The sequence below is a fragment of the Pseudarthrobacter sp. NPDC058362 genome, assembly GCF_042723515.1.
In the GTDB taxonomy this organism is placed as follows: Bacteria; Actinomycetota; Actinomycetes; order Actinomycetales; family Micrococcaceae; genus Arthrobacter.
In genome coordinates, this window is sequence record NZ_JBHXIW010000001.1 from 927,740 (window position 1) to 953,306 (window position 25,567).

A 25,567-nucleotide genomic window follows, 5' to 3' on the forward strand; every position below is an offset into this window, starting at 1 on the left:
TGTAAACAAGGGGTAATAACCCTCGAAATCCCCGTAATTCTGAGCGATACATCACACCGCCGACGCCGGCCCTCACCAGTACCCGACTATGTCCGGTAGGGTGCCAGTGTGTCAAGACCCCCTGCAGACCCTGCTGATTCGTCCCCTAACCAAGACCCCGGCCGCCGTCCGAATGCCGGGCGTTCGAATGCCGGGCTTCCGGGTCAGGGCCGTCCGGACAACGACGGCCCGGCGGCGGCGCGTGACCGACCCGGGGCCGTCACCACCATCGCCGCCATAGTGGCAGCCGAAGCCACCGCACTCCTTGGCGTGGCTGTCTGGTATGGATACAACCTGCTTACCGGTAGCCCGGCGTTGTCCTTCTGGGGTGCGGTGTTCACGCTGGCACTCCTCCTGGCATTTTCTGCCTGGCTGTTTGCGGTAGCCACCTTCCATTTTCGGGGCTACCGATGGACCCGCGCCGCAGCCCTCGTAGCGCAGTTGTTTGTGCTGACCATAGGCTTTCCTACCCTCAGCGGCGGACTTATCGCGGCCGGCGCGGCTATGGTGGTCCCTGCAGTCCTGGCCTTGGTGCTCCTGTTCCACTCCCGGGTGATCAGCTATGCGTCCAGGACCGGAGGCGGGACTCCGGCGCTGTAGGACGCCAGTGCCACCTGCAGGGCGCGGCTGCCGCCGGATTCGATAAGGACGGCCCGCCCCGGGGGTGGATGGGGCTCGACGTCGAAGCGAACGCCGTAAATTTCACCGTCGGACGTTGACCGCGGGCATAACAGAAGTCCCGCACCTGAGGACCGCGCCTCCATGGCCCATGCCACCCGCTGGCCGAGCAGCGGGCCCGGCGCGGCAGTAAAGACAACCCCATGGCCCAGCCCATGAAGGTCTGCGACGTCCCGCATCGTTGAGGGGGCCAACCGATCGGCGTCGTCTATCAGGAGAATCGAATGCCTGTCCAGCGCTCCGGCCCGGGCTGATTCGAGGCACTGCTTCCAGTATCCGGTGGAGTCATCTACCGCGCCCGGCTCCGTGCCCGGGCGCAGCCACCTTCCTTGGCCAGGGTTGAGTTCCTCGATGACGCGGAGCACATTAGTCTTTCCGGTTGCCGGCCCGCCGAGGATGGCGAACACTCCGCCCGCTGTCAGCCGGATCGATGCCGGGGACACCTCGTCTCCGGTGACCCCGAGAAGTATCACCGGCCCTCCGACCGGGGTGCCACTCCTGGTGGTTTCGCTGGTCCTGAGGCGCTCCGCCGGAACCACGTCAGGCAGTGGCTCCACCCTGAAGGGGGCAGAGGCCGGTGCGGGCACGCCGGCCAGCTCCGCTAACTGAGGCTTACTCCCCCCGGTAGGGGACCCAGCGGGGTCTCCAGCGTAGAGTTGGCATGCCGATGGAACCGGCCCGGCCACCGGCCCCACCGCCACGGCACGTCCCTTAATCACGTCAACGGCAGGCAATCGTGGCCAGGCGAGCCGGCTCTCCTCTGTTGAATCGGCAGGGAAATACAGCCTGTTCGGTATAGCGGCCGTGAACCGGGCTGCCACCAGTTCACGGTCGCCCGAGAGGAGGAGGCTGATTCCGGCGGCGTGCCCGTCCCGGATCAGGTCGTGTACCAGCTCCTCAGCCCAGGAATACGGTCCGGCGCGGAAAGCGGAGACCCACGACCCCCACCCTGCAATTACTACGAGGACTGGCGGACGGACTGTGTCCCTCCTGCTGAGCCTCAGCGTGAGTTCCTCGGCCAGCCGTTCAAGGACACGGACCGCCCGCCTCAGCTCATGCAGCCCCACATAGGCGCCGGTCCTCGGGCACCCGGCGAGAGGTTGCAAGCCCGAACCGGCATCCAGGACGTAGGCGTGCGATTCGGCCGGGTGGCACAGGAGCCTCCGCGAGATAGACTCCGCCACCTCGACTGTCCCCGACGACGGGGTACCGATCAGGGCCAGATGTCCGTCCCGCCCTGGATCCCACCGGAGGAGCTTAACGCATTGCAGTTCGGGAAGATCGATCAGTCCCAGTGCAACGCCCCATCCGGAAGCTTCGGATTTAGCGTCTGTCCCGAATCCAGGCAGGTGGTGCGGCAGGGGAGCGGCCACCGGCTGCCTGGGGGCCGGGCCGCCCGCTGCGGTCCACAGGTCGCGGACCGTGGCGAGCAGCGGTTCGGCAGCCTGGGCGCGGGTTTGTGCGGGGGAGCCGGAGGCTTCTGTGTCGACGGGCTGGCCCGAGAGATATTCCGCGACGAGATGGGCGCGGACGGCCCGCCCCGCCGTCGTACGCCCGGATTGAACGGACGCTGCCTGAAATTCGCGTGGCGGCTCGGTGCCACGTACCAGGAAGGCGCGGCCGGGCCGCTCAATGCTAATGGCCGCCGCTGCGCGGTGGTTGATGACGTCCACCGACTCCATCTCAGACTGGACGCGCAAGGCGATGCTGGAGGTGACATTGGCGCGGATATCGGCGGTCAGCGCGCCTTGGGGCCGCTGCGTGGCCATTACCAGGTGGATCCCCAGTGACCGGCCGATCGAGGCAATCCGCATCAGCTCGCGCAACGCTTCGGGATGATCGTCAACCAGCATGCGGAATTCGTCGATGACTATAACCAGGTGGGGGAGCGGGGCAACGCTCGGCGGCGGTGCCGCCCTGAGTGCCGCCAGATCCGGGACCCCCGCTGCGGACAGCGTCTGTTCGCGGAACCGGACTTCGGCGCGGAGCGAAACGAGAGCCCGTTCGAAGCCGTTGCCGGACAGATCTGTCAGCAGTCCGGTGCAGTGGACCAGCCCGGCCAACGGGCCAAGTCCCGATCCGCCTTTGAAGTCAATGAAGAGGAAATTGACCCGGTCCGGCGGATAGCTGAGGGCAAGGGAGGCGACGAAGCTGCGGAGGAGCTCGGACTTGCCGGAGCCGGTGGTGCCGGCTACGAGGAGGTGGGGGCCGTCGGATTGGAGGTCCAGGATCAGAGGCCCTGATGTTCCCATACCCACTGGAACCGGAAGCCCGGTTGCTCTGGCGGCAGCCTTCCAGCGGGCGGCCGTCCGGGCCGGGTCCGACGGAAGGATTTCGTCGAGCAGGCAGGAGGCGGGGATGCCCGGAGCGCTGCCGGCGGGCGCCGTCCCGCGGGCTGCGAGGCGGCGGCAGAACGTGTCGAAGACTGCCTCAGGTGCGAGGTCCGGGACGAAGAGCACGGTGCCGTGCGGCCCCCGCAGCACCGATTCCCGCTCGGCCAGCTCCACATTGCTTTCGGTGGCCGCAGACACGCCGGCTGGCGCGAATTGCAGCACCCGCCAGCCGCGGTCCAAGGCCACTTCGGCGAGCACGTGCTCGATGTCCGGATCCGGCGAAGTGCCCGTCAGGACCAGAATCCCGGGAATCTTTGGTGCATACCCTGATGCCGCTGCCAGTGCCGTCCTGCAGGCCGATGCCGTGGCGGTGAGGATGGTCTGGGGCAGGTATCTGGCGGGTAGCGGAAGCCGGGCTGCTGCACCATGGATGACGACAGGCGTTCCGCGGCCCAGCGGGTAACCGGCAACCTGCATGAGCAGCGCCCGGATCATTCCGGCAGAGACTGCACGCGTTCCGTGGAACACCGTGTGCCGCCAGCCGGGATCCAGGAGGACGGGAACTGTCCCGGCGGGCGGCAGGGCCGCGCCCGGGGGATCCAGTTGCACGTTGGCGGACTGGACCGCCTCTCCAAGCCGAAACCACAGGCGTTCGCCGCCCTGCGGCTCCGGTACTTTCGGTGCTTCGGATGTTTCCGGAGTGTCGGTAGTCGATAGGACGTGCTCCGCCGAGAGCATCAGGACGGCGAGGGAGGGCCCCGCTTTGTTCCTGCGTTCGCGGTCCTGCGCTGCCGCGGACCTGATTGCGCCGTCCGCCCTGCGGCGCTGCTTCCGGCCGGTGAGCAGGGGGACAAGAAGTGACCCGGCGGAGGCCGCGGCGAAGGCAAGGAACAACCACATGCCCGTGGCCAGCGCGAGGGCGACGCCAAGGACCAACGGGAGCGTGGCCGTGAGGAGGAGGAGCAGACGGTTGGCGGGTTCCGGCTGGCCTCGAACGATGATGGGCTGCCGCACGGATGAACCCGCCAGCTCCAGCGCACTCCAGGGGACGTCGTCAAAGGCCAGAGCGAGACGGGTGTTGCCGCATCGGATGGTCGAAGCCGTGGAGACGACCGCGCTTCGTACTCTTTGCCCGTCGACATATGTGCCGTTGGCGCTGTCCAGGTCTGTGATGGATATGTGCGAATCGGTGACCTCCAGTCGGGCGTGGAGCCTGGAGAGCTCCGGATCCTGGATGAGGATTCGCGCTCCGCTTCGTCCGAGCGTGTAGATGCCGCGCTCCAAAGGCACGATGGTGCCGGCTCCGGGGCCGCTGTGCACCGCCAGCGACAGCCCGGCAGGGATGTTCCGCACGGCGGTGCGGGGCGGGGTCTGCTTCCCGGGGCGCTCGCCGCCGTCGACCATTACTGCGCCGTTTACCAGGGGAGGTTCCCCGAGAATGAGGCCGTCCAGCTCACGGCCTTCCACCGTGACGGCACCGGTTCCGAAGCTGGCTGCCAATTCTGCCTGAAGCGCCCGGCCCGGGGTGCCGTCCGGTGCTTCCAGCACGATCTCAACAGGCGGCCCGGCGAAGCTGGACGACGGTCCGCCTGCCAGGGTGCAGTGCAACGTCACGGACAGGCCTCCTTTTAGTTGTGGGCCCACGCTATCTACGGCCGTCAGGCGCGGGCCACAACGAGGCGGGGCTATGTGGAAAAGCTGCCGGATGCTCGCTGCTCTAGAGGGAGCTGCGCGTCCGTGGTGCGAGGCTTCCGGATTGGACGCCCTCTGCTGTCCCTCGGGTAGGCTAGAGCAGCAGACAACGCGCAACATTGCGCTGCCCGCATTCAAACCAGGAGATTTTGTGACCGCTGACCTCGTCATCGTAGGGTCTGGCTTTTTTGGCCTGACAATCGCAGAACAGGCCGCCTCTGAGCTGGGCCTGAAGGTGGTTGTCATTGACCGCCGTCACCACATCGGCGGTAATGCCTACAGCGAAAAGGAAGAGCAGACCGGTATTGAGGTGCACCGTTACGGGGCACACCTGTTCCATACCTCCAACGAGCGCGTGTGGGAGTACGTCAACAGGTTCACGACCTTCACCAATTACGTCCATAAGGTTTATGGTGTGCACAAAGGTGAGGTGTATTCCTTGCCGATCAACCTGGCCACGATCAACCAGTTCTTCCGGGCAAATCTCACGCCCGGCCAGGCTCGCGAACTCATCCAGGAACAGGCTGGGGAACTAGCAGGCACGGACCCGCAGAACCTCAACGACAAGGGGATCCAGCTGATTGGGCGCCCGTTGTACGAAGCCTTCATTAAGCACTACACCGGTAAGCAGTGGCAGACGGACCCCAAGGATCTGCCAGCCGGTATTATCTCGAGGCTTCCGGTCCGTTATAACTACGACAACCGGTACTTCAACGACAAGTACGAGGGCCTGCCCACCGACGGATACACTGCCTGGATCGAAAAGATGGCGGACCACCCCAACATTGAGGTGCGCTTAAATACCGACTTCTTCGACGACTCCCACGAGTACAGCAAGAACAAAGTTGTCGGGAAAATCCCCGTTATATACACCGGTCCGGTGGACCGCTATTTCGATTACGCCGAAGGGGATCTCTCCTGGCGCACGATCGACTTTGAGGAGGAAGTACTCGACATGGAGGACTTCCAAGGCACCTCCGTAGTGAACTATAACGATGCTGACGTCCCCTACACCCGTGTCATTGAGCCACGTCACTTCCACCCGGAGCGCGACTACCAGACCGAAAAAACGGTCATCATGCGTGAATTCTCCAGGTTTGCAGAGAAGGGCGATGAGCCGTACTACCCGGTCAACACCTCCGCCGACAGGGAGCGCCTGCTGAAGTACCGCGACCTTGCCGCGGGTGAAAAGGACGTGCTGTTTGGCGGGCGGCTGGGAACATACAAGTACCTCGACATGCACATGGCTATTGGATCTGCCCTGAGCATGTTCGACAACAAGATCAAGCCGCATTTCGAAAGCGGTGCAACGCTTGAAAGCGGCGGGGTAGACGCATGAGTCAAGGGTCCAGTCCCCGGCACCATCCGAATGACGGATCTGGATGGGTTACGTTGCAAAGGGTTGTCTTTCCGGAGCATTCAGAGCTGGATACTGCTCCGCTATACGTCGATATGGGAACTGCGGCAGGCATGCCCGCACCCACAGAGCGGGAAGCGCGGAAACAGGGCAGGCGGCCGGTTCGTCTAAGCTCCAACACCCGGGAAGCCCACGCGGAAGACTTCATCGGGCGCTGCTCCACCCGCGTCCGGCCGGGTGAACGTATTTCCTTCGGGAGCTATTTCAACGCCTTCGCCGCGGGGTACTGGCGGAAGTGGACCAAGCTCAGCAACCTGCGTCTGAGTGTCAGCACACGGGGGGAGGGCACCATAATCGTCTTCCGATCCAACGCCAAGGGCGCACTCCTGCAGCAAAAGAGCATTCCCGTGGCGGGAGAACAGACGTCGGTCGTGGATTTGGACCTGCTGCCGTTCGGCGACGGTGGCTGGTACTGGTTTGACCTCGTGGCCGGACGCGGCGAACTCGTCATGGACAAGGCCGAGTGGCAGGCGCCCGGCCCGGCTCCTGCCCCTGCGTCAGTCACGTTGGAGATCACTACCCTCAACAAGACCTCTTTCTGCCTCAACAACCTTCGGCTGCTGGCCACAAACCCCGGGTGCCTGGACCAGGTTGACGAGATCATCATCGTGGACCAAGGTACCGACAAGGTATCGGCCGCAGAGGGTTTCGGCTCCGTGGCCGACAGCCTAGGCGGGAAGCTCCGAATCATCGAGCAGTCCAATCTCGGAGGCTCCGGCGGCTTCTCCAGGGGCATGTTTGAAGCGTGCGGAAACGGCAGCGACTATGTCCTGCTGATGGACGACGACGTCGTCATCGAACCGGAGAGTATCACCCGCCTAATAACGTTCGCCGGATACTGCAGGAAGCCCACCATCGTGGGCGGCCACATGTTTGACCTCCACCACCGGACGGCCTTGCATACATTTGGCGAAATAGTTAACCCGCAGCGTATTCAGCCGGATCAGCCATACACCGAAATGGAACCCGGTCATGATTTTCTAACGTCCAACCTGCGGCACACCCCATGGATGCACCGTCGCGTTGATGTGGACTATAACGGGTGGTGGATGTGCCTGATCCCTACGTCTGTGATCCGCGAGATTGGCCTCTCCATGCCGGTATTCATCAAATGGGATGACGTGGAGTTCGGACTCCGTGCGAAAGCGCACGGCTATCAGACTGTGAGCCTGCCGGGTGCGGCCGTATGGCACATTTCATGGGGCGACAAAGACGACCTGGTCGGCTGGCAGGCCTACTTCCACAATCGGAACCGACTCATCGTGGCCTTGATGTACAGTCCATTCGCCAAGGGAGGAAAGGCGCTGGCGGCCGCATTGTTCGCCGACATCAAACACACTCTCTCGATGCAGTACGCAACTGCGCAGGGCCGGGTGTGGGCAGTGGAAGACCTCCTGAAGGGCCCGGATGGGCTGCACTCTATGTTGGACACAACTTTGCCCCGTATTCGAGGCATGCTTGCCAGCCACAGCGACACTGTCTATTTGAGCGACCCGGATGCCTTCCCAGCGGCCCGCACGGAGGAAAGTCTGGGCGGCAGCGCCGCGGTGTCTGTCCGTCCCTCATTGAAGACCCTCCTTCCATGGGGAGCCAGGACTCTCCGGAAGCAACTCTTCACAGATGTTTCCACTGAGGACCGTGCCCGGCCCCAGGCCCGCATTTCCCATCAGGATAATAAATGGTGGACCGTGTCCCAGTTCGATTCCGCCATAGTCACCAACGCTGAAGGCACGGGCGCTTCCTGGTACGTGCGCAACCCCCGGCTGGCGAAGTCGCTCCTTGGGGAAGCCTTGGGCGGAGCAGCGCAGGTAGTGCGCCGGTGGGATGAGCTCTCGCAGGAGTACAAGTCGAAGATGCCCGCGCAGTGCTCCATGGAAAGTTGGGCGGCGACGTTCGCCGAGCACACTATCTCGGACACCCGCGCCAGGAAGCCCGAGTCAGTGGGAAACAGCGGATGACATCCCTTCAAGACTCGGGCTTGGTCCGGCCGGGGACCGGGCATGGCCTGAAATATGTCTTTCGGCACAGGTATCTGCTGCGGCTGCTGGTCCGGAAAGAAATCAAACTCAGATACCGTGGCTCGGTCCTGGGCATTATTTGGTCCTATGTGAAGCCGGCCATCCAGTTCGTGGTTTTTTACGTGGCGCTGGGCATTTTCCTTGGCCTTAACCGGGACGTTGGCAACTACGCGGTTTATCTGTTCTCCGGCATCGTGCTGATCAACTTCTTCACCGAGGCCCTTAACAACGCCGCGAAGTCAATTGTCTATAACAGTGGTTTGATCAAGAAGATATTTCTTCCCCGGGAACTCTTCCCGGTGGCCTCGGTGTTCGTCTCGGCCGCGCACTTCTTTCCCCAGCTCGTAGTTCTTGTCATGGGGTGTGTGATTACGGGTTGGCGTCCCACTGTCTTAGGTCTCGCAGCAGGTATCGCAGGTTTTTTGGTGCTGGCAATGCTCTCCGTGGGGCTTGGACTCTTCTTCAGCTCCGTAAATGTCTACTTCCGCGATTCCGAAAATTTCGTCGAAATGATGCTAATGGTTGCCACCTGGGCTTCTCCGGTGATGTACCAGTGGCGCATGGTGCACGAACGCCTGGGTGACTTCTGGTTCGCTGTGTACCAGTGCAACCCTGTCACTGTCGGTGTTGAACTTTTCCACTATGCCTTTTGGTCGACGACAGCGGAGGGCGACGTCAGTTTGGCGGCTCCGCCACAGCTCTTTGAGCTGTGGCTGCCCGTGGCCATGGTCATTTCAGCTGCGGTACTGGTTCTGGGGCAGTTCACCTTCGGCAAATTAGAAGTCAAGTTCGCGCAGGAGCTGTAGTGTCTGAGCAACCAACAATTGCCGTTGAGATCAAGGGCATCAGCAAACAGTTCGTCCTTCGCCATACGCGATCGATCAAAGAAGCCCTCATATGGTTTGTGAAAGGACGTAAAGGTGACCTTTCGGCAAAGTTCCATGCCCTTCGTGATGTAAGCCTGGAAATCCGGCAAGGTGAAACGGTCGCCCTGCTAGGCCTTAACGGTTCCGGAAAGTCCACCCTGCTTAAGCATATTTCCGGCGTCATGACCCCCGACGAGGGTACTGTACGGACCCGCGGCCGGGTGGCGGGACTGATTGAGGTGGGAGCCGGTTTCCATCCGGATCTTTCTGGCCGTGACAATGTTTACCTTAACGCGGCCATCCTGGGGGTATCAGAGGCGGAGATCAAAGAACGCTTCGACTCGATCGTTGATTTCGCTGAGATCGGAGAGTTCATCGATACCGAGGTGCGCTTCTACTCGTCTGGCATGTACCTGCGCCTGGCGTTTTCCGTCGCGGTCCACTCAGACCCGGAGGTGTTTCTAGTGGACGAAATTCTCGCCGTCGGCGACGAACCATTCCAGCGAAAGTGTTTAGCGAAGATCCAGGAACTCTCCGATGCCGGTCAGACTCTCGTGGTCGTCAGCCACGACTTGGACCTCGTGCAACGGGTCTGCTCCCGGGGCGTTCTACTCGAACACGGGCGAGTGATCAAGGACGGGCCGAGTTATGACGTGGTCGAGTACCTGCGGGCCCGCAGCAGTGGTTGAGCGTCTTATACCCGCAGCCCCCATCTTTTTTAGCAGAACCCGGGAAGCATATCTTTGAGCCAGCAGACTGCCACCTACACACCCGCCGCCCAAGCGCCTCGGAAGCCGAAGCAAAAATTCCGGACGGATATCCAGGCCCTTCGGGCGCTGGCGGTCGGAGCTGTCGTCGTCAATCACCTCTGGCCAACGTACTTGCCCGGGGGATATATCGGTGTCGATATCTTTTTCGTTATTTCCGGTTTCCTGATCACGCGGCACCTCGTGGAGGAACTACAGGGAAACGGAAGGGTGCGTTTTGCAACCTTCTATGCCCGACGCATACGAAGGCTGCTTCCAGCGGCACTGCTCGTCGCCTTCGTCAGCATCATCGGCTCGTGGCTCGTGCAGCCCTACTCCCGCTGGACGGATGTTGCATGGGAAACTCTCGCTTCGGTTTTCTATGCAGAGAACTGGCTACTCGCCGCAAAATCCGTAGACTATTCCGCTGACCATGAGATGGCCACCCCCGTGCAGCATTATTGGTCGCTGTCAGTTGAAGAGCAGTTCTACCTTATCTGGCCGCTTCTTCTGGCTGCTTCATTTTTTCTTGCACTGCGTCTGCGCAGATCGCCGCTGACGCTGCTCTCGTACGCGATGGGAACAGTCTCCGTAGCGTCCCTTGCATACAGCGTGTATTTCACCACGGCCAGCAAGAGTGAGGCCTACTTCGTCACCAGCACAAGGGCCTGGGAGTTCGCCACCGGTGGACTGATCGCGATGGCAACCTTTGCGCTTGCCGGACGTGGCACACGTGCACGGGAGGTAAATCACCCCGCAGCAGTGCATCTGCTGATGGGACTGCTCGCCTTCGCCGGATTGGCAGCGCTTATCTTCGCGCTTGTCCTTTTTGACGAGCAGACCTTGTTCCCGGGGGCCATGGCATTGATTCCCGTCCTAGGCACGGGTGCGATTGTCCTTTCAGGATCCGTGCTGGGGAGAAGTGCCCTGCCCGGATCAGGGTTCCGGCCCCTGCAGTTTGTGGGAGACATTTCCTACTCGCTATACCTGTGGCACTGGCCGTTGATTATTCTGTCCGTCCCGGTCTTGGGGCACGAGCTCCGCGCGACCGAAAAGCTCGCCATAGGCGCAGCGTCCGTCGTGTTGGCGGTGCTGACCAAGCGATTCGTGGAGGATCCCGGCAGGAACGCCCTGTTCAGGGGCCGCTCTCCGCGCGTGAGCATCTTGGCCGGCATCGGCACGATGGCGGTGGCAGGGGCGCTGTCGGGGGCCATGGTACTTTCGGCGGCCCAGTCCGAGCAAGCGCAGCAGCAGCAGTTGGCGATGCTCGCAAAGTCACCTTGTTACGGTGCCGCCAGTCTCCTCCCGGGGGCATCCTGCCCGGACAGATACGGTGCTCCCGATGCGCAGAACATCGGAAAGCCTGAGTCACCCTACTTTGCCGTCTCCGGCTGCCGTTCGGCCCCGGATCAGATCATGGTCCAGGGAACGCCATACCTTCAGGACTGTGACTACTCGGGGGGGAAGACGGACGCGAAGACAGTATGGTTCGTTGGGGACTCGCATGCGGAGCACTGGAAAGTTGCTTTCTTTGATCTTGCGCGCAAACAGCAGTGGAAAGTCCGTTTGAGCCTGGCGGGGGGCTGCTCGCTTGCAGACGTCCGAAGGGTCGCATTCATGGACGCACCACGGCTGGACGCCAAGAGTCAGCAGCGCTGCCTGGACTGGAGCGAGCAGGTGTCAAAGAAAATTCTGCAGCAGCAGCCGGACCTTGTGGTGTCCTCTACCTTTTCAATCAAAGAAACGATCGACGACGGCACCGGCCGGGATCAGTTAGCACAGTACCGCTCCTCCGTGGAACGGCGAATAGCCAAATGGGCCGAGAACGGTACGCGTGTGGTCGTCATTCGTGATTCGCCGCTAACCTTGGGCAAGAGTACGCCTACCTGCGTCATCAACAACAAGGGCAATGCCATTGCCTGTGCCACCGAGCGCTCGAAAGCCCTCCTCCCCGATCCTACGGCGCAGGCCGTCGCCGAACTCAGGCATAGAAATCTGAAGGTACTGGACATGTCCGACCAGTTCTGTGATGAGGCCCGCTGCTATGCGGTAATCGGCGGACTCTTCGTGTTTTATGACGACAACCACCTTACAAAAAGTTATGTCGAGAGCCTTGCCCCGCTTTTCGCCCACAGACTGCTCCGCCTGGCGCCGGGAGAGTAGGCGGCTTGGCCATGACGAAAAGCCAATTGACACGATGGGAAAACGAGAAATGACGTCCGGACCTGAACAAATGAGTACCAGCCGTCGAGCCTTTTTGGCTCTGGCGGGGCTGGCACCCTTGGCACTGGTGTCGTGCTCAACCGGGGACAAGGGTCCAGTGGAGGTTCGCGCCTCGTCACAGGGATTTCCTAAGTCTGTGGATCATCGCTTCGGGGTAACTGAGCTGAAGGCTCCACCGGCCAGGATCGTTGCACTGGGTACAGTGGAGGCAGAGACACTTGTGGCGTTGGGACTTGCTCCTTTGTCACGCCCGGGTGTGGACTTTACACCCTGGTACCGCGCAGGCGTGCGGGCCTTGAACCCGGCAGAGGTGCCGCATACCTATGACGACGGACGCCAGCTGAGTTCTTCAGTGTTCGAAGAACTGAGGCCGGACGCTTTTCTTTCGGTCGGCGGCCGGTTGAGCCAGGAGGAGTACCAGGCGTTGTCCGAGCTTGCGCCGGTGATCATTGCCCCGAGCGACCTTCCGGCAGAATCATGGGAGGCCGTGACCCGGTTTATTGCCGAAGTCGTCGGACTGGGCGGCCCAGCCCAGGCCCTTATTGCCGAGGCCAAACAGGAGATCGTTGATGTCGCTGCTAACTATCCGGTGCTTAGAGGTGCGACTGCCCTTTTTGTTTCTGCTTCCTCAGCTTCCGGATCTGACCTGGTCCTTTCCGTGCCGGGTTCGGCGCCCGTGGCATTCTTCGCGTCAGCAGGATTGGCAGCGCCCGCCGCACTGAGCGACCTCGCGAAAAGCCTGGAACGGACCCCTCATCGCTTCCCCAAAGGTACGGTTTACTTACCGCGTGAACGAGCAGGAGAACTCAGTGCTGACGCGCTGGTGGTTTCGGTGCCGATGACTGATTTTACTGTTTACAAGGCCAACAAGAAGCTCAGCCGTGATTTTCCCGAGTTTGGGCAGGGAACCATTTACGTCGTCTCGGGCGATGAGAGAGTGGCACTGCAGCACCAATCGGTTATTGGAGCACAGTGGGCTGCCCGGAATGTCTTACCAGAGTTGGCCAAATCAGCATACAAGACTAAATTTCCCTAAAGAGCGGCGAGAGTGAAGGAGCGGGGCCGGCCATCGATATGGTGGCGAGCCCCGCTCCTTCCCGCTGTCAGTGGCAGGCGGTCATCTTGAACAGCCGGGCTTTCCCCACTTCTTTGACGAGCTGAACACCTGGTGCGGAGTCATCCGCGAGGTCCCTGGTACCCTCCAGCGGCTCACCGCGGGGTGTCATCTCCTGGTCCGCGAAGTCAAGGGCCCAGTAGGCCCGTTTTTCTTCGATCACGGGGCATACGCTGGGGTTGTATGCGGCTTCGCCCCAGTGGTTCATCAAGAGACGTTCACTCTCGCTGCGCGCCCCGAGGATGTGTGGGGCGATGACATGCCGGCCGGAAAAGGCATATGCCATGGACGCGCCGGTGCGGGGATTGCCCACTATGACGTCTGACTCCGGGACTATGTCTTCCAGCTGTTTCATGAGCGTCAGCTCATCAATTGTTACGAGGCTTGAATCGTTGCGTGTCTCGAATGTGGTGGAGATCCGCTGCTGCACCATTGACAAGGTGCCTCCCTGCGCTGCGAGACCGACGAGGAGGACGACGGCGGCGCCGGCGGCGGTTGCCCTTGTTCCCTGCATCCGGGATGCCACCCTGCGCAGGGATCTAATTGGTGCTTTGGTCGTATTGCTTCCCCGCGGGAATCGGGAAGCCCATCTGGCAGGCCAAGGACCAACATGGGTGATGATCCAGTCCAGACCGAGCGCCACAATCGGAAGCGTCGCCAACGGCAGCATTGCCGCAAAACGGTTGCTGTCCGAATACCACACGCCGGTGGCGAAGTATCGGACGAAACCGATCGGCCAGGCGGATACTATGAGGTAGAGCACGGCTGCAATGACGAACATGCCTAAGCTCCACCAATGACGCTTGATCTGGCGCGCGATGGCGTAAAGACCGACGAGTGTCAGAAGGAATATTATCCATGCCACCGTGGTGCCCATAGGTGCACTGCCCAAGACCTCACCCAACGCTTGTGCATTAGTCTGGAAGGGGCCCCAACTGGCCGCACTCCGCGGTGGCCGAGCCACAACCCACACCACAAGGGTGCCGGCAGCGTAGAGCGCAGCCGCGAGGGTCCAGAGTGAAAATGCACGTCTGGAGAGAGCGCCGCTGGTACGGGCTGTGACCGCCCTAAGATATACACCGACCACGGCGGGGAAGGCGAACATCAGCAAAGCGATGAACGCGCTGGGGTGCGTCAGGGCCAAACCGGGAACGGTCGCCACCAACAAGAGGATGGCGCTCCCGCTGAGTTTCAGCTGCGACGATCGTATGCCGATAGCCTCGATGGTCAGCGCAAGGACTGCCGGCAGCATCGTTAGCGCCGCGTGATTCGGGTAAAGGATCCCGAACGCCACCATGAGGTAGGGAAAGCCGCTGAACCCCGCAGTGAGAACACCTGCGCCCAAGAGCGTTAGCGGGCGGGTGCCGACGATACGGCTGACCAAGAACAGGGAGGCCAAGGGCCATACCACTGCGGCATAGAGGATTGATCCCCAGTTTACGGCTACCGTGATGGCTTGCCCGCCGGACATCAAAACCAGCGCGAGCAGCGCGTGCATGCCGGCGGGGTAAAGACCTTGGGAAGTCTCGGTCAGATTACCGAGCGTCAGCGTATTAGCTGCCTGGGTGTCCGCAATGTACCGCACTGCATTCAAATGGTAGACGTTGTCAAAGGTCTCGGAGAACGATTCCGGGGAGCCGAAACCGGACATGTACCGCGCACCAATAATGATCGCGGGGACCAGCACGGCGAAGACGACGATAGCTTTGTTCAATACGGTCCGGGGGTGCAGCCCGGAGTCTGGTGCACGGATCTCGAGCCTATCCTGGCCGGCGCCCCTTCTACGCATAAGGGCCCGGAGACCAACAATCACCCCTAGTAGAAAAAGAGTACCGACCGTTACTGAGACTGGATTGAACGGGATCCGAGCGAACCCGAAAACGATGCCCGTCGAAGCAACAACGCTGGTCGTGACCGGTACAGCCAAAACAGCCAGGCTCGGGCCTCGCAGACCGGCCGCCGCGAGCAGTGCCAGACCTGGAACAAAGAAGACCACTACGGCGATTGCGAGCGTGGGGACAGATTCCCACCAAGACATAGATCAACTCCTAAACGTCAACGCAAGCCTACTAGGCCGGTGGCCGGTTGCTTTCCCGGGGCTCAGCGAGCCGGCTGTGACTGCCACCCACCCGGGTTCTCCTTGATACAATCCATAATCATGGCTAACTCACGGCGTTCTGGCGTTCTCATTGTCATGCCCGCATGGAACGAAGCAGAAGCAATCGGAAACACCATCCGGAACGTGCTTGCCGTCGTGCCTTCCTATGATGTGTTGGTCGTCGATGACGGCTCCAAGGACGACACTCCCCGCATCGCCCAGGAGGCCGGGGCCACTGTCCTGAAGCTGCCTTTTAACCTTGGCGTTGGCGGAGCTATGCGGGCCGGCTTCAAGTACGCACTCCGCAACAACTACAGTGCCGTTATTCAGGTGGACGCCGACGGGCAGCACGATCCCCATGACATTGATCGCGTGCTGGACGGGCTCCAGCGGGCTGATATTTCGATCGGTGCACGTTTCGCGGGCAGGGGAAGCTACGGCGTGAACGGGCCGCGCCGCTGGGCGATGTTCTTTCTTGCTAAGGTGATTTCCGGTGTGGCCCGCACTCCATTGACCGATGTGACGTCCGGGTTCCGTGCCGCGAACGAGCATGCGATCCGGCAATATATTTCCCACTTCCCGACTGAATATCTCGGAGATACCATCGACTCCCTTGTCGTAGCCATCAAGTCCGGCTGCAGCGTGACCCAAGTCCCGGTCGAGATGAAGGCGCGCCAAGCGGGAACACCAAGCCAAGGCCCTTTCAAGGCCACGCTCTACCTTGCACGATCAGGCCTTGTGCTATGTTTCGCACTCGCCAGGCGCAGGACGCCTCGCGCTGCCGAATTGCGTGCACCAATGTCCGGGGACATCGCTGGAGAGGGAAGTGTCTAGGAGATGAGCGTCGCTGTCTCATTGGTCTTGTCTATTTCCATGGTGGTTATTGTCCTCATCATGCTGAGGAACGGCCGTCTTCGTGAGAAATATGCCATTCTTTGGCTGGTCATCGGTGGCCTGACCATTATTCTTGGTTTCTTTCCGAGACTGCTTAACTGGGCCGCTTCTATTGTCGGAGTCGTAGTCCCCGCAAACCTTCTTTTCGCGATGTCCATTCTTTTGCTGGTGGGCGTGAGTTTGCATGTTTCGCGCGAATTGACGATTTTGGAGGATGAGACCCGAATTTTGGCCGAAGAGGTTGCCATTCTCCGTGCCTCTGTAGAAGGAATACAGCGGCACGGCACTGCCCAGCCATCACCGGCCACCACCATGCGTTCCGGCAGCCAAGCCACGACTCCAACCGAGAGAGAAGACCAGTGACCATTGATGTAATGCTGCCCTACTATGGCGATGTCGCGATGATGAAGGCCGCCGTTGATTCGGTGCTGGCGCAGGACGATACGGACTTTCGCCTGACCATCGTCGACGACGGATACCCGGACGACAGTCTTCCCGGATATTTCGATCAGCTCGTCGCCAACGACGCCCGTGTCCGATATTTCCGTAACGCAGAAAACCTCGGTGCCAACGGAAATTATAAGAAGTGCATAACCCTTGTTGAGCACGAAGTCGTCGTGATCATGGGTGCTGATGACGTGATGTTGCCCAACTACGTAGGTACTGTCCGTAAGGCCTTCCAGGACCCCGCCGTGAGTATCGTTCAACCGGGTGTTGAGGTCATCGACGAAAACGGTGCTGTCTACCGCCCTCTCGGTGATCTTGTCAAGACGTTGTTGAGGACAAAATTGGTTGGCAGAAGCAATGAAGCGGTTGTATCGGGAGAGGACGTGGCCTCGAGCCTCCTGGTTGGAGACTGGCTTTACTTCCCATCGGTCGCTTGGCGGGCCGAAGCCGTGAAGAGGCATGACTTCCGCCCTCAATACAATGTCGTTCAGGACCTCGCCCTAGCGATCGACATCATCCTGCATGGCGGGAAGATGTCCGTTTTGGACACCGTTTGCTTTCAGTACCGCCGCCACAGGGAGTCCGACTCTTCTGTTCGGGCATTGGACGGGCGCCGATTTGCTGAGGAACGCGCGTTCTTCGATGAGTGCGTTCGTGACTTTCACGCCAAGGGCTGGAACCGGGCAGCACGCTCCGCGCGTTGGCACCTTACCTCCCGACTCAATGCAGTGTCTTTGACCCCGAAGGTGGTCGCGAAGGGCATGTGGCCGGGACTGCGTAAACTTGCCGCCCACGCCGTCCGCCCCTAGTGGCTGGATCCAGAATCACGAAGTCGGCGCCCGCAACCAGTCCGGCGGGCCCGGCGGCGGCCCCAAAGCCCGCGAGCTGCTGGTAGGCTGGCTAGGCATTGCCGGGCAAGGGAACTTACGTTCCGGATGCGAAAAATAAGAAATCAATTTTGAACTCAAGGTGGTTAAAAGGATGTCCCTACTGAGTGGTTCCTCGGTCTTGATCACAGGCGGTACAGGGTCGCTTGGGAAGGCTCTGATCAAAGAGATCCTGGACAATCACGACGTCCGTCGGCTTGTGATCTTCAGCCGCGACGAACTGAAACAGCACGAGGTCCGAGGCATGTTCAACAACGACCCTCGGCTGCGCTGGTTTATCGGTGACATTCGTGACCGTCACCGCTTGAACCGCGCTTTCCATAAAGTGGACTACGTAATTCACGCCGCCGCCCTGAAGCAGGTGGACACGGCCGAATACAACCCGTTCGAATACGTCCAGACCAACGTTCAGGGGTCGCAGAACGTGGTGGATGCGGCCATTGACGCCGGAGTTAAGAAAGTCGTGGCACTGTCCACGGACAAGGCATCCAGCCCCGTCAACCTTTACGGGGCAACCAAGCTTTGCGCCGACCGGCTCTTTATCTCCGGAAACCATTACGCTGCTGCCTATGACACTCGCTTTTGCGTAGTCCGTTACGGGAACGTCATGGGTTCGCGCGGATCCATCGTTCCCATCTGGAAGAGAATGGCCGCGGAAGGCAAGTCGCTGCCCGTCACCGACGACCGCATGACTCGGTTCTGGATCACGCTGGAGCAGGCGGTCAAGTTTGTTCTGGACTCATTCGAAATTATGCAGGGCGGCGAGCTCTACGTACCGAAAATTCCGTCCGTGCGGATCACTGATTTGGCAAAGGCTGTAGACGACAGCGCCACAACCCACGAGATTGGAATTCGCCCCGGCGAGAAGCTTCACGAGGAGATGATTGCGGCAGACGATTCCCGCCGCACTGTTTCCGTAGGGGACCGTTACGTGGTTATGCCTCACTTGGGCGGCTGGGGCTATGAAACTCCTGAAGGTGCCGTTCCGGTAAAGGATGGCTGGAGCTACCAGTCCGATGGCAACGAGAAGTTCCTGGATATCCAGGAACTTCGTGCAATGTTTGAAGCGGAAGGGCTCTAATATAGTGCTTCCCTATGGCCGCCAGTCCATCGACGACTCCGATATAAAAGCAGTAGCTGAGGCGCTCAGCAGTGATTGGCTGACGACGGGTCCGAAAGTTGCCGAGTTTGAAGCCGCGATCTCCGCGGTAGCGGGCGGCTCAAATGCTGTTGCCGTAACTTCCGGCACGGCGGCACTTCATGTTGCCTATGTTGCCGCAGGAATTTCGGCTGGCGACGAGATTGTCACGACCCCCCTTACATTTGTGGCGACGGCTGCAACAGCGGCTATTGCAGGAGCGAAGGTGATCTTCGCTGATATCGATCCTGCGACCGGAAACCTCGACTTGGAGGCCGCCCGTTCCGCAGTGACGTCCAAGACCCGTGCCATCACGGCTGTAGACTATGCGGGATTACCGGTAGATGCGGCAGCCTTCAAGGAAATGGCCCACCAGTCGGGTGCGCTTTTTATCGAGGATGCGGCCCATTCCGTCGGTTCCCTGCTTCACGGTGTCCCGGTGGGGCGCCTTGCTGATCTGACAACGTTCTCATTTTTTCCGACCAAGAATATGACTACCGCCGAGGGCGGCGCTGTTGTCAGCCCAGATGAACGGCTCGCCGAAAAAGCCCGCCGCTTCAAGGGGCAGGGGCTCGTCCGCGAAGCAGATCAATTGAGATTTCCGGACGAGGGACCCTGGCACCAGGAAGTCCATGAGTTTGGCCTCAATTACAGGCTTCCGGATGTCTTGTGCGCTCTTGGCATCAGTCAGATCGCCCGCCTTGAGTCTTTCCGCCGCCGGCGCCAAGCGATCCATGATGTCTACAACGAAGCTTTCTCGGGCATACCTGAGTTGACTATTCCGGGGACCGTGGAAGGTGCGGAGCCAGCGTGGCATCTTTATCCGCTGCGTGTCCCTGCCGAGCGGCGAAGGGCCATTTTCGAAGCCCTCAGGGACCGCGGCATTGGTGTGCAAGTCAATTACATCCCCGCCTACTGGCATCCTGTCTTTGAGGACCTCGGCTACAAACGGGGTATGTGCCCGGAAGCGGAGCAATACTACCGTGAGGAAATCTCACTGCCCCTTTACCCGGGGCTGACGGACTCGGAAGTGGAGCGTGTCGTTGACAACGTTCTGTCCGTAGTCGGCTGATGGGCGACGTGCAGGCCCCGCGGGTTGTAGCGGTCATCCAGGCAAGGGTTGGCTCGTCGAGACTGCCTGGCAAGGTTTTGCGCAACCTTGGCGGCACGTCAGTGCTCGAATGGGTTGTTCGCGCTGCCCAAGCCGCAACTGGGGTCGACCAGGTGGTGATAGCAACATCTACTGAGTCCGGTGATGATGCGATAGCCGGATTTGGGGAGGCCCAAGGCGTGCAGGTGGTTCGCGGAAGTGAAAATGACGTGCTGAGCAGGTTCATTCTTGCAGCCGACGCAACCCGGGCTGATGCAGTTGTGCGGTTGACGGCGGATTGCCCTTTGCTTGATCCTGCCGTTATCTCCCAGGTCGTGGCGATATGGCGGAATGACATCGGCCTCGATTACGTTTCCACTACCCAGGTCCGGTCCCTGCCTAGGGGCTTGGACGTGGAGCTGGCCACCACCGCCGCTCTGGAAAGGGCCGCCCGGCGCACGGAACCTTATCACCGTGCCCACGTGACAAGCGCCCTCTACGAGGAGGGCGCTGGCTTCAACTGCGGCGCGTTGACGTTTCGTCCTGCATCGGCCCAATACAGGGTCACACTCGATACAGTTGAAGATGCCGGGCTTCTGGACGCTCTGGTGCCCATGCTTCCAGTCATTCCGCCCAGTTGGCGGGACGTCGTTGATATCCTCACCAACCATCCCGAAATTGTTGCCATCAATGCTCACATTGAACAGAAGGCATTGAGCGAGGGTTAAGTTGAGAGTATTGCTCAGATGCGATTCTACGAAGTCGCAGGGGCTGGGCCACGTGATCCGAACGATGGCCATCGCTGAAGCTGCCAGCGCGGCCGGGCATACGGTGGAGTTTTCCGGTGAGGTGGCCAGCCCCGTGGGGCGGCAATTGATCGAGAAGACCTGTTCCGCGTTACATCCGCAAGCTGAGTCGCCGGAGGCGGTGGTGCGGCTCGCACGTGAAATCGACGCCGACGTCGTGCATATAGACACATATGCCGAGCAAGACGGTCTGAGCCGTGAACTTCGTCGGGCGGGTATCCTGCTCTCCTCAATGGAGGACGGCGATTTTGGGCGCCGGCCGGCCGATTTGGTCATCGACCCCTCGCCCGGGGCTGAGCTGCGATACCGTCCTAGCGATGGCTCACACCGCCACCTGAGGGGAGCTGGCGCAATTCCCATACGCCGATCCATTGTGAATCTGCGCGGCGGGGACGGCTTTGCCGGCGTTGCTTCCGGACCGAAATCCGTGATGATCCTCATGGGCGGGACTGACGCCCGGGATATGACTTCCCGCTGCGTGGAGCTCTGGGCCCGCGCCGGAGTTGGCTCGCATTGTATCGTTGTGAATCCCGGTGTCCGTCACGGTTTCGCCGCAAAGCTGGCCGGAGACCAGACCCTGGAAGTGTTGGAGCCTTCGCTGGAGGTTCCCCAGTGGTTCCCTGCCATGGATCTTGTCATCAGCGGTGCCGGCACGACGACGTGGGAACTGGCCACTTTGGGCGTTCCCATGGCGCTGGTGCAGCTCGTCGATAACCAAGCGGAAAACTACGCATTCGCCACCAGAGCAGGTATGGCGTTTGGTTTGGGGAACGCAAGTAGCGGCGATTTGGACGAGGAAGCCGCCATCAACGGTCTGCGCAGGATTCTTCGAGAGGATGGCATGAGAGCCCGGCTTGGAGAGCAGGGCAGGAAAGTTGTCGACGGCGGAGGTGCTGACCGCGTCGTCCGGCTCTGGGAAGAACTGGTCGACAGGCGTTCCGGTGTGGCCGTCAGGCCCGCGGACCTCGGAGATGCAGCCCAGCTTTTTGATTGGCGGAATGAACCCTCCGTCCGGGCAGTTTCCAGGGAAAAGCAGGAACTCTCCTGGGACAAGCACGTTTCTTGGGTTTCCCGCACGGTCCACAGTCCGGAAGCCTGCTTGCTCGTTGCAGAGTACGACGGTGCTGCTGCCGGAACTGTCAGGTTTCAGGTTTCGGAGAAGAATAACTGGGAGGTCTCGATCACCATAGCTCCGAGCATGCGGGGGAAAGGAAAGGCCGCCGAGATCCTTGCCGCAGCGGAGAGCCGCTTTTTTGCTTCCCATCCGGACGCCGTGCTGCACGCGGCCATGCTGACGTCGAACGAAGCGTCCTACAGGTTGTTCCTAAAAGCTGGCTATGACAAAGGCGCAGGTGACGATACCTGGCACCGGCTGATTAAGGGCAATCCGGATTTTCAGGCATAGCCGGAATGCTCGGCCTGCTCTCTGGAGAGGGGCAGCATATGGGCAGGGCCTCTGGTCCCGGCGGCACGAGTGCCGGCCCCGGGACCAGAGGCCCTGCCAAGGGTCGCGTCCGGGCTAGACGACGTCCCAGGTCAGTGGCGTTCCAGCATCGCAATCCCTGCGGAAGGGACGTCCAAGGACCGTTTCGTACATGGATGGCTCAAGCCCCCCGGCCGGCCGGATCGAGCGAACGTTCTCGGATGTCGCAGGCTCACCCTGTTTAACTGGCTTTACGATGTACAGCGACCTCCGGAGCCGCCGGCTTTCCGATTCGCCGGCGGTGTGGCGAATGACCGGAGAACCCAAGGCTTGCCATGCGGTATCACTTTCTTGGACCAGCGCTGTAAGCTCATGCGGCTCAAGGGAAAAATCGGAATCCACGCCGCCGTCAGTGCGGCTTAGTGTTACGTGCTTCTCAATCACGGTCGCGCCAAGCGCTACTGCCGCGATGGATGCACCGATACCCATAGTGTGGTCCGAGAGGCCCACTTGCACGCCAAAGGCATCCCTGAGAACCGGTATGGTGCGGAGATTCGATTCAGAGGCTGCCGCCGGGTATGAAGAAGTGCAGGCAAGCACGACTATCTGGTCGTTGCCTTCCTCCCGAATCGTGCGGACCGCGTTATCGATGTCCGTCATCGAAGCCGCGCCGTTCGAGAGAATGATTGGCTTACCAGTGCGTGCCACGAGCCTGAGGAGTGGAATATCCCCGATTTCGAGGGAAGCGATCTTGTACAACGGGGCGTCCAGTGACTCCAGAAGGTCCACTGCCGTTTCGTCGAACGGGCTGGAAAATGGGATCAGACCGTGGGAACGTGCACGCTCAAAGATGGGAGCGTGCCATTCCCACGGCGTGTGTGCCTCGGTGTACAGCTGGTAGAGATTCTTGCCACCCCAGAGCGGATGGTCCGGGCTGATCGTGAACTCGGGGTTGTGGGAATCAATGGTGATGGTGTCAGCGGTGTACGTTTGCAGTTTCACGGCCTGCGCGCCGGACGCTGCGACCATGTCGACGATATCAAGAGCGCGCTGCAGGTCACCGTTGTGGTTGCCCGACACTTCCGCAATGATGAAGGGCCGTTCCGAACTGCCGATTTTTTGGCCGGACACTTCGTAGGATGAATGCATTACTTCCCTATCTTGTTGAGACGCAGTTTTTGATCGTTGATGCTTTTGCCCTCTACCATGATGCCAGCCCCCGCCTTCGCGCGGCTAAAAAGCATCCGACGGCGGCTATGGCCGCCACGCTGATGGTGGCCGCCCCTACCGGTGCCGTGGTCGGAAGCAGAAAATTGCCGCCAATGCAGACGGCGGAGCCCAAGGCGGCCACAGCATACGTGCGCAGCGGAATCGATGCAGGGAGCATTCTGGCCGCAATGATGTAATAGGCCACGCCGAGTCCGGCGAACGAGGCGGCCTTTACCGTGCCAAGCAGCCAATAGTGGTCGCTTTGCGCCGGGAGGACTGCTACACCGATTGTCGCAATGAGGACCAAGGGCGTAACCCATGTAAACGCACCGGTCTTCTGCCGTGCAAACATCACAGACATAGCCACCAGGTACAAGGCATAGCCACAGGCAACACCTGGCAGGACTTTGGCAAGTTGCATGACCTCATGGTCGTCGCCTTTGAGCACCAACATCCCCAGGGTAGCCGCAGCGGATCCACCAATGGCTATGGCGCCGCCCATGATAGCGGCCTGATTTCCGACGGCCCTGATGTTTTCAGCGAGGCGTTCTCCTTGCGAAGCCTCGAAGATCCGGGCGGTCCACACGTTATTTAGCGCCGACAGGACGGCGAAAGGTCCCAAAGCAAACGCCGCAGCCGCGACGTATCGGCCGACCCCCCCGGAATTTTGGAAGTGCTGCAACAGGAAGGAATCACCCTGCATCAGTAGCATGATTGCCATGCTGTGCGGCACGACGGGAAGCCCCAGCCGAAAGGCGCCCTTTACCGCGGGCCAGGCTTTGCCTGGCCATAGGGGGCTTGCCAGCGCAAATGCGGCACCGGCGGTCACGAGCATGCCGATGGTGAAGGCGATGAGATACGTGACTGAGTCCGCGCCTATGAAAGCGATGGCTAACAGCCCGAACAGATGGGCGCCCAGCGACGCGCCCCCACTGAGGATCATGAAAGACAAGGCCCTGCGCTGGCTCCGAAGTATCGCTTGTGCACCGACAACGACGCTGAGGAGCCCGGTGGCCGCTATTGCCCAGGCAAAGGTGGCAGCTGACTCGCGGTCAGGGCTAAGCAGATAGTACGCCGAAGCTGCCGCGATCGAGATGCCGAGGCTGAGGGCAGTATTGGCGCCATGGATTGCCCTGGCATGCAACCTGCCCACCTTTGGAGTAAAGTACGCCCTCGTGATGGCCAGGGGCAGCCCTGCGGAAAGCACGACTTGCCCAACCTGCAGCAGAACAGCTGATAACCCGACTCGTCCCCACTCAGTGGGGTCGAGGATCCGGATGGAGAAGGGCTGGACCAGGAGGGCGCCAGTTCCTTGAAGGGCAGCGCCTAAGAGGTAGTACGCAGATTGCCTGGCAGGGGAAGCCGCAGCCGCTTTGGAATCAGCCAAGATGGTCCAGGGAGGGAGCTACCAGTGCTGTCGAGACGCTTCGGGGAAGTCTGTCCGGCAGGTGCTCCAAAGGGGACTTCAAGAAGTGCAGTGGGGATAGTTTGACCTCGTTGACCAGTGGTCCGACCTCGCGTTTTTTCCAGCCGAGGATGGCTTGTGCCTTGGCAAGCGGCGCTCCGATCCAATAATCCGTGAAAGCGCGCACGCCGGGTGAGTCCCAACCCAGCGTACGTCGGAGATCATCCGGGGCCTGCAGGTAACCGCGTCCAAGCTCGGCGTTGGCGATTTCCAGCAATTCAGAAGCGGAACTGGATTCCTCATAGAATTCCGGCCACAGCCTCTGCAGGTATTCCTCGGATGAGGTCTCCTGGATTCCTGCTATCTGAAAGTGCGGTCCATAGATGCTCACTGGTGTCCCCACCGCCGCCGCATAGACGAGAGCCGTCGCCAGCCTGTTTGAAATCACTTTGCGCGAGCTCATGATCAACCACATGACGCGCGCCAGAAAAGCGGGGTCGCGGCGCTCACCGGCGGTGGTGATCCTGTGGCCGGCGTTGGTCCAGGCCTGGACTATGTCAGGTTTCTGCAGATCATCGATGTGCATACAAACGAGCGCGGAGCCTTCCCGCTCAAATACTTCACGCGCGTAGGCTGCCTGGTCCCCATCGACGGAAATCAGCCGGGTACCGTGGAACGGAAAGACGACTGCATCGATGGAGCGCTCAACAACGGTTCCACTAGCCTTGACCATGTCGGCCAAGTAGAGAGCCGGAGACCCGATTGCGGTGCTGCGGAACCCCGTTTCGCGGTAAGACTGTTCTTCGGTCCACCCTCGGGAACTGTGCGTCCATGTGAACAGTTTTCCTGCTGGGGCAGAGCCTGCCAGATCCGCGAAGTGGGTACGGATAGGGGTTACCGGGGTCCATCCGTGTTGCAGGAGACCTGCCATGTGGCGAGGACGCGACAATCCTGCGTGGCCGGCAAGGACCGCAGAATGGCCATAGAAATGATTCTGGATGTCCATTCTGGACCGTTTCTCCTCTAAGGGTTCACATAGCTGAC

At 60.7% G+C, this 25,567-nt stretch carries 19 protein-coding genes; 14 read left to right on the top strand and 5 right to left on the bottom strand.

What is annotated here, in order from left to right:
* Window positions 1-108: 108 nt before the first annotated feature.
* Window positions 109-639 carry a hypothetical protein gene (locus tag ACFWIX_RS04415; protein ID WP_377214866.1) on the top strand — a complete coding sequence of 177 codons (531 nt, stop codon included), beginning with the start codon at window positions 109-111 and terminating at the stop codon, window positions 637-639.
* Here the strand turns inward: ACFWIX_RS04415 and ACFWIX_RS04420 are convergent.
* Window positions 600-4,664 carry an FtsK/SpoIIIE domain-containing protein gene (locus ACFWIX_RS04420; RefSeq protein ID WP_377214867.1) on the bottom strand — a complete coding sequence of 1,355 codons (4,065 nt, stop codon included), beginning with the start codon at window positions 4,662-4,664 and terminating at the stop codon, window positions 600-602. The genes ACFWIX_RS04415 and ACFWIX_RS04420 overlap by 40 nt on opposite strands.
* 229 nt (window positions 4,665-4,893) lie before the next feature.
* Here ACFWIX_RS04420 and glf point away from each other — a divergent pair, with 229 nt between their 5' ends.
* From glf to ACFWIX_RS04450, 6 genes are all read left to right on the top strand, one after another.
* Window positions 4,894-6,081 (top strand): UDP-galactopyranose mutase, encoded by a 1,188-nt coding sequence (glf, locus tag ACFWIX_RS04425; RefSeq protein ID WP_377214868.1) that lies wholly within the window; start codon window positions 4,894-4,896, stop codon window positions 6,079-6,081.
* Window positions 6,078-8,117 carry a glycosyltransferase gene (locus tag ACFWIX_RS04430; RefSeq protein WP_377214869.1) on the top strand — a complete coding sequence of 680 codons (2,040 nt, stop codon included), beginning with the start codon at window positions 6,078-6,080 and terminating at the stop codon, window positions 8,115-8,117. Before glf ends, ACFWIX_RS04430 begins: the two co-directional genes overlap by 4 nt.
* Window positions 8,114-8,983, top strand: a complete 870-nt coding sequence (locus ACFWIX_RS04435) for an ABC transporter permease (protein WP_377214870.1) — start codon at window positions 8,114-8,116, stop codon at window positions 8,981-8,983. Before ACFWIX_RS04430 ends, ACFWIX_RS04435 begins: the two co-directional genes overlap by 4 nt.
* Window positions 8,983-9,732: an ABC transporter ATP-binding protein gene (locus ACFWIX_RS04440; RefSeq protein ID WP_377214871.1), complete on the top strand. Its 750-nt coding sequence runs from the start codon at window positions 8,983-8,985 to the stop codon at window positions 9,730-9,732. The genes ACFWIX_RS04435 and ACFWIX_RS04440 overlap by 1 nt, the downstream gene beginning before the upstream one ends.
* A gap of 54 nt (window positions 9,733-9,786) precedes the next feature.
* On the top strand, window positions 9,787-11,952 hold the full coding sequence (locus ACFWIX_RS04445; RefSeq protein WP_377214872.1) for an acyltransferase family protein: 2,166 nt from the start codon (window positions 9,787-9,789) through the stop codon (window positions 11,950-11,952).
* Between the two features lie 355 nt (window positions 11,953-12,307).
* Entirely contained in the window at window positions 12,308-13,048 is a 741-nt protein-coding gene (locus tag ACFWIX_RS04450; protein ID WP_377214873.1) for a hypothetical protein, read from the top strand.
* A 67-nt stretch (window positions 13,049-13,115) separates the two neighbouring features.
* Here ACFWIX_RS04450 and ACFWIX_RS04455 read toward each other — a convergent pair whose 3' ends face one another.
* Window positions 13,116-15,164 carry a DUF6541 family protein gene (locus ACFWIX_RS04455; protein WP_377214874.1) on the bottom strand — a complete coding sequence of 683 codons (2,049 nt, stop codon included), beginning with the start codon at window positions 15,162-15,164 and terminating at the stop codon, window positions 13,116-13,118.
* A gap of 120 nt (window positions 15,165-15,284) precedes the next feature.
* On the opposite strand from ACFWIX_RS04455, the gene ACFWIX_RS04460 reads away from it, so the two are divergent.
* From ACFWIX_RS04460 to ACFWIX_RS04490, 7 genes are all read left to right on the top strand, one after another.
* Complete coding sequence (locus ACFWIX_RS04460) at window positions 15,285-16,058, top strand: glycosyltransferase family 2 protein (protein WP_377214875.1); 774 nt, start codon at window positions 15,285-15,287, stop codon at window positions 16,056-16,058.
* 3 nt (window positions 16,059-16,061) lie between these two features.
* Window positions 16,062-16,481, top strand: a complete 420-nt coding sequence (locus ACFWIX_RS04465; RefSeq protein WP_377214876.1) for a DUF2304 domain-containing protein — start codon at window positions 16,062-16,064, stop codon at window positions 16,479-16,481.
* Entirely contained in the window at window positions 16,478-17,374 is an 897-nt protein-coding gene (locus tag ACFWIX_RS04470) for a glycosyltransferase family 2 protein (RefSeq protein ID WP_377214877.1), read from the top strand. Before ACFWIX_RS04465 ends, ACFWIX_RS04470 begins: the two co-directional genes overlap by 4 nt.
* A 172-nt stretch (window positions 17,375-17,546) precedes the next feature.
* The gene (pseB, locus tag ACFWIX_RS04475; RefSeq protein WP_377214878.1) at window positions 17,547-18,533 is read left to right on the top strand and encodes a UDP-N-acetylglucosamine 4,6-dehydratase (inverting); all 987 of its coding nucleotides are present in this window, start codon (window positions 17,547-17,549) and stop codon (window positions 18,531-18,533) included.
* A gap of 4 nt (window positions 18,534-18,537) precedes the next feature.
* A complete protein-coding gene (locus ACFWIX_RS04480; RefSeq protein ID WP_377214879.1) occupies window positions 18,538-19,662 on the top strand; it encodes a DegT/DnrJ/EryC1/StrS family aminotransferase in 1,125 nt (374 codons plus the stop codon).
* Window positions 19,662-20,408: a cytidylyltransferase domain-containing protein gene (locus tag ACFWIX_RS04485; RefSeq protein ID WP_377214880.1), complete on the top strand. Its 747-nt coding sequence runs from the start codon at window positions 19,662-19,664 to the stop codon at window positions 20,406-20,408. Before ACFWIX_RS04480 ends, ACFWIX_RS04485 begins: the two co-directional genes overlap by 1 nt.
* A gap of 64 nt (window positions 20,409-20,472) precedes the next feature.
* Entirely contained in the window at window positions 20,473-21,891 is a 1,419-nt protein-coding gene (locus ACFWIX_RS04490; protein ID WP_377214881.1) for a GNAT family N-acetyltransferase, read from the top strand.
* A 114-nt stretch (window positions 21,892-22,005) separates the two neighbouring features.
* Here the strand turns inward: ACFWIX_RS04490 and pseI are convergent, their stop codons facing one another.
* From pseI to ACFWIX_RS04505, 3 genes are read right to left on the bottom strand one after another with little or no spacing between them, the layout of a single operon-like run.
* The gene (gene pseI / locus ACFWIX_RS04495; RefSeq protein ID WP_377214882.1) at window positions 22,006-23,058 is read right to left on the bottom strand and encodes a pseudaminic acid synthase; all 1,053 of its coding nucleotides are present in this window, start codon (window positions 23,056-23,058) and stop codon (window positions 22,006-22,008) included.
* Window positions 23,059-23,110: 52 nt separating this feature from the next.
* Window positions 23,111-24,505: a lipopolysaccharide biosynthesis protein gene (locus tag ACFWIX_RS04500; RefSeq protein ID WP_377214883.1), complete on the bottom strand. Its 1,395-nt coding sequence runs from the start codon at window positions 24,503-24,505 to the stop codon at window positions 23,111-23,113.
* Entirely contained in the window at window positions 24,498-25,529 is a 1,032-nt protein-coding gene (locus ACFWIX_RS04505) for a hypothetical protein (RefSeq protein WP_377214884.1), read from the bottom strand. Before ACFWIX_RS04505 ends, ACFWIX_RS04500 begins: the two co-directional genes overlap by 8 nt.
* Window positions 25,530-25,567: the final 38 nt, after the last annotated feature.

What these genes read in the sequence shown, in the direction of transcription:
- pseI (WP_377214882.1), bottom strand. Translation starts at nt 23,058, where the DNA reads ATGCATTCATCCTACGAAGTGTCCGGCCAAAAAATCGGCAGTTCGGAA.
- ACFWIX_RS04485 (WP_377214880.1), top strand. Translation starts at nt 19,662, where the DNA reads ATGGGCGACGTGCAGGCCCCGCGGGTTGTAGCGGTCATCCAGGCAAGG.
- pseB (WP_377214878.1), top strand. Translation starts at nt 17,547, where the DNA reads ATGTCCCTACTGAGTGGTTCCTCGGTCTTGATCACAGGCGGTACAGGG.
- ACFWIX_RS04505 (WP_377214884.1), bottom strand. Translation starts at nt 25,529, where the DNA reads ATGGACATCCAGAATCATTTCTATGGCCATTCTGCGGTCCTTGCCGGC.
- ACFWIX_RS04435 (WP_377214870.1), top strand. Translation starts at nt 8,114, where the DNA reads ATGACATCCCTTCAAGACTCGGGCTTGGTCCGGCCGGGGACCGGGCAT.
- ACFWIX_RS04465 (WP_377214876.1), top strand. Translation starts at nt 16,062, where the DNA reads ATGAGCGTCGCTGTCTCATTGGTCTTGTCTATTTCCATGGTGGTTATT.
- ACFWIX_RS04490 (WP_377214881.1), top strand. Translation starts at nt 20,473, where the DNA reads ATGGCCATCGCTGAAGCTGCCAGCGCGGCCGGGCATACGGTGGAGTTT.
- ACFWIX_RS04455 (WP_377214874.1), bottom strand. Translation starts at nt 15,164, where the DNA reads ATGTCTTGGTGGGAATCTGTCCCCACGCTCGCAATCGCCGTAGTGGTC.
- ACFWIX_RS04430 (WP_377214869.1), top strand. Translation starts at nt 6,078, where the DNA reads ATGAGTCAAGGGTCCAGTCCCCGGCACCATCCGAATGACGGATCTGGA.
- ACFWIX_RS04460 (WP_377214875.1), top strand. Translation starts at nt 15,285, where the DNA reads ATGGCTAACTCACGGCGTTCTGGCGTTCTCATTGTCATGCCCGCATGG.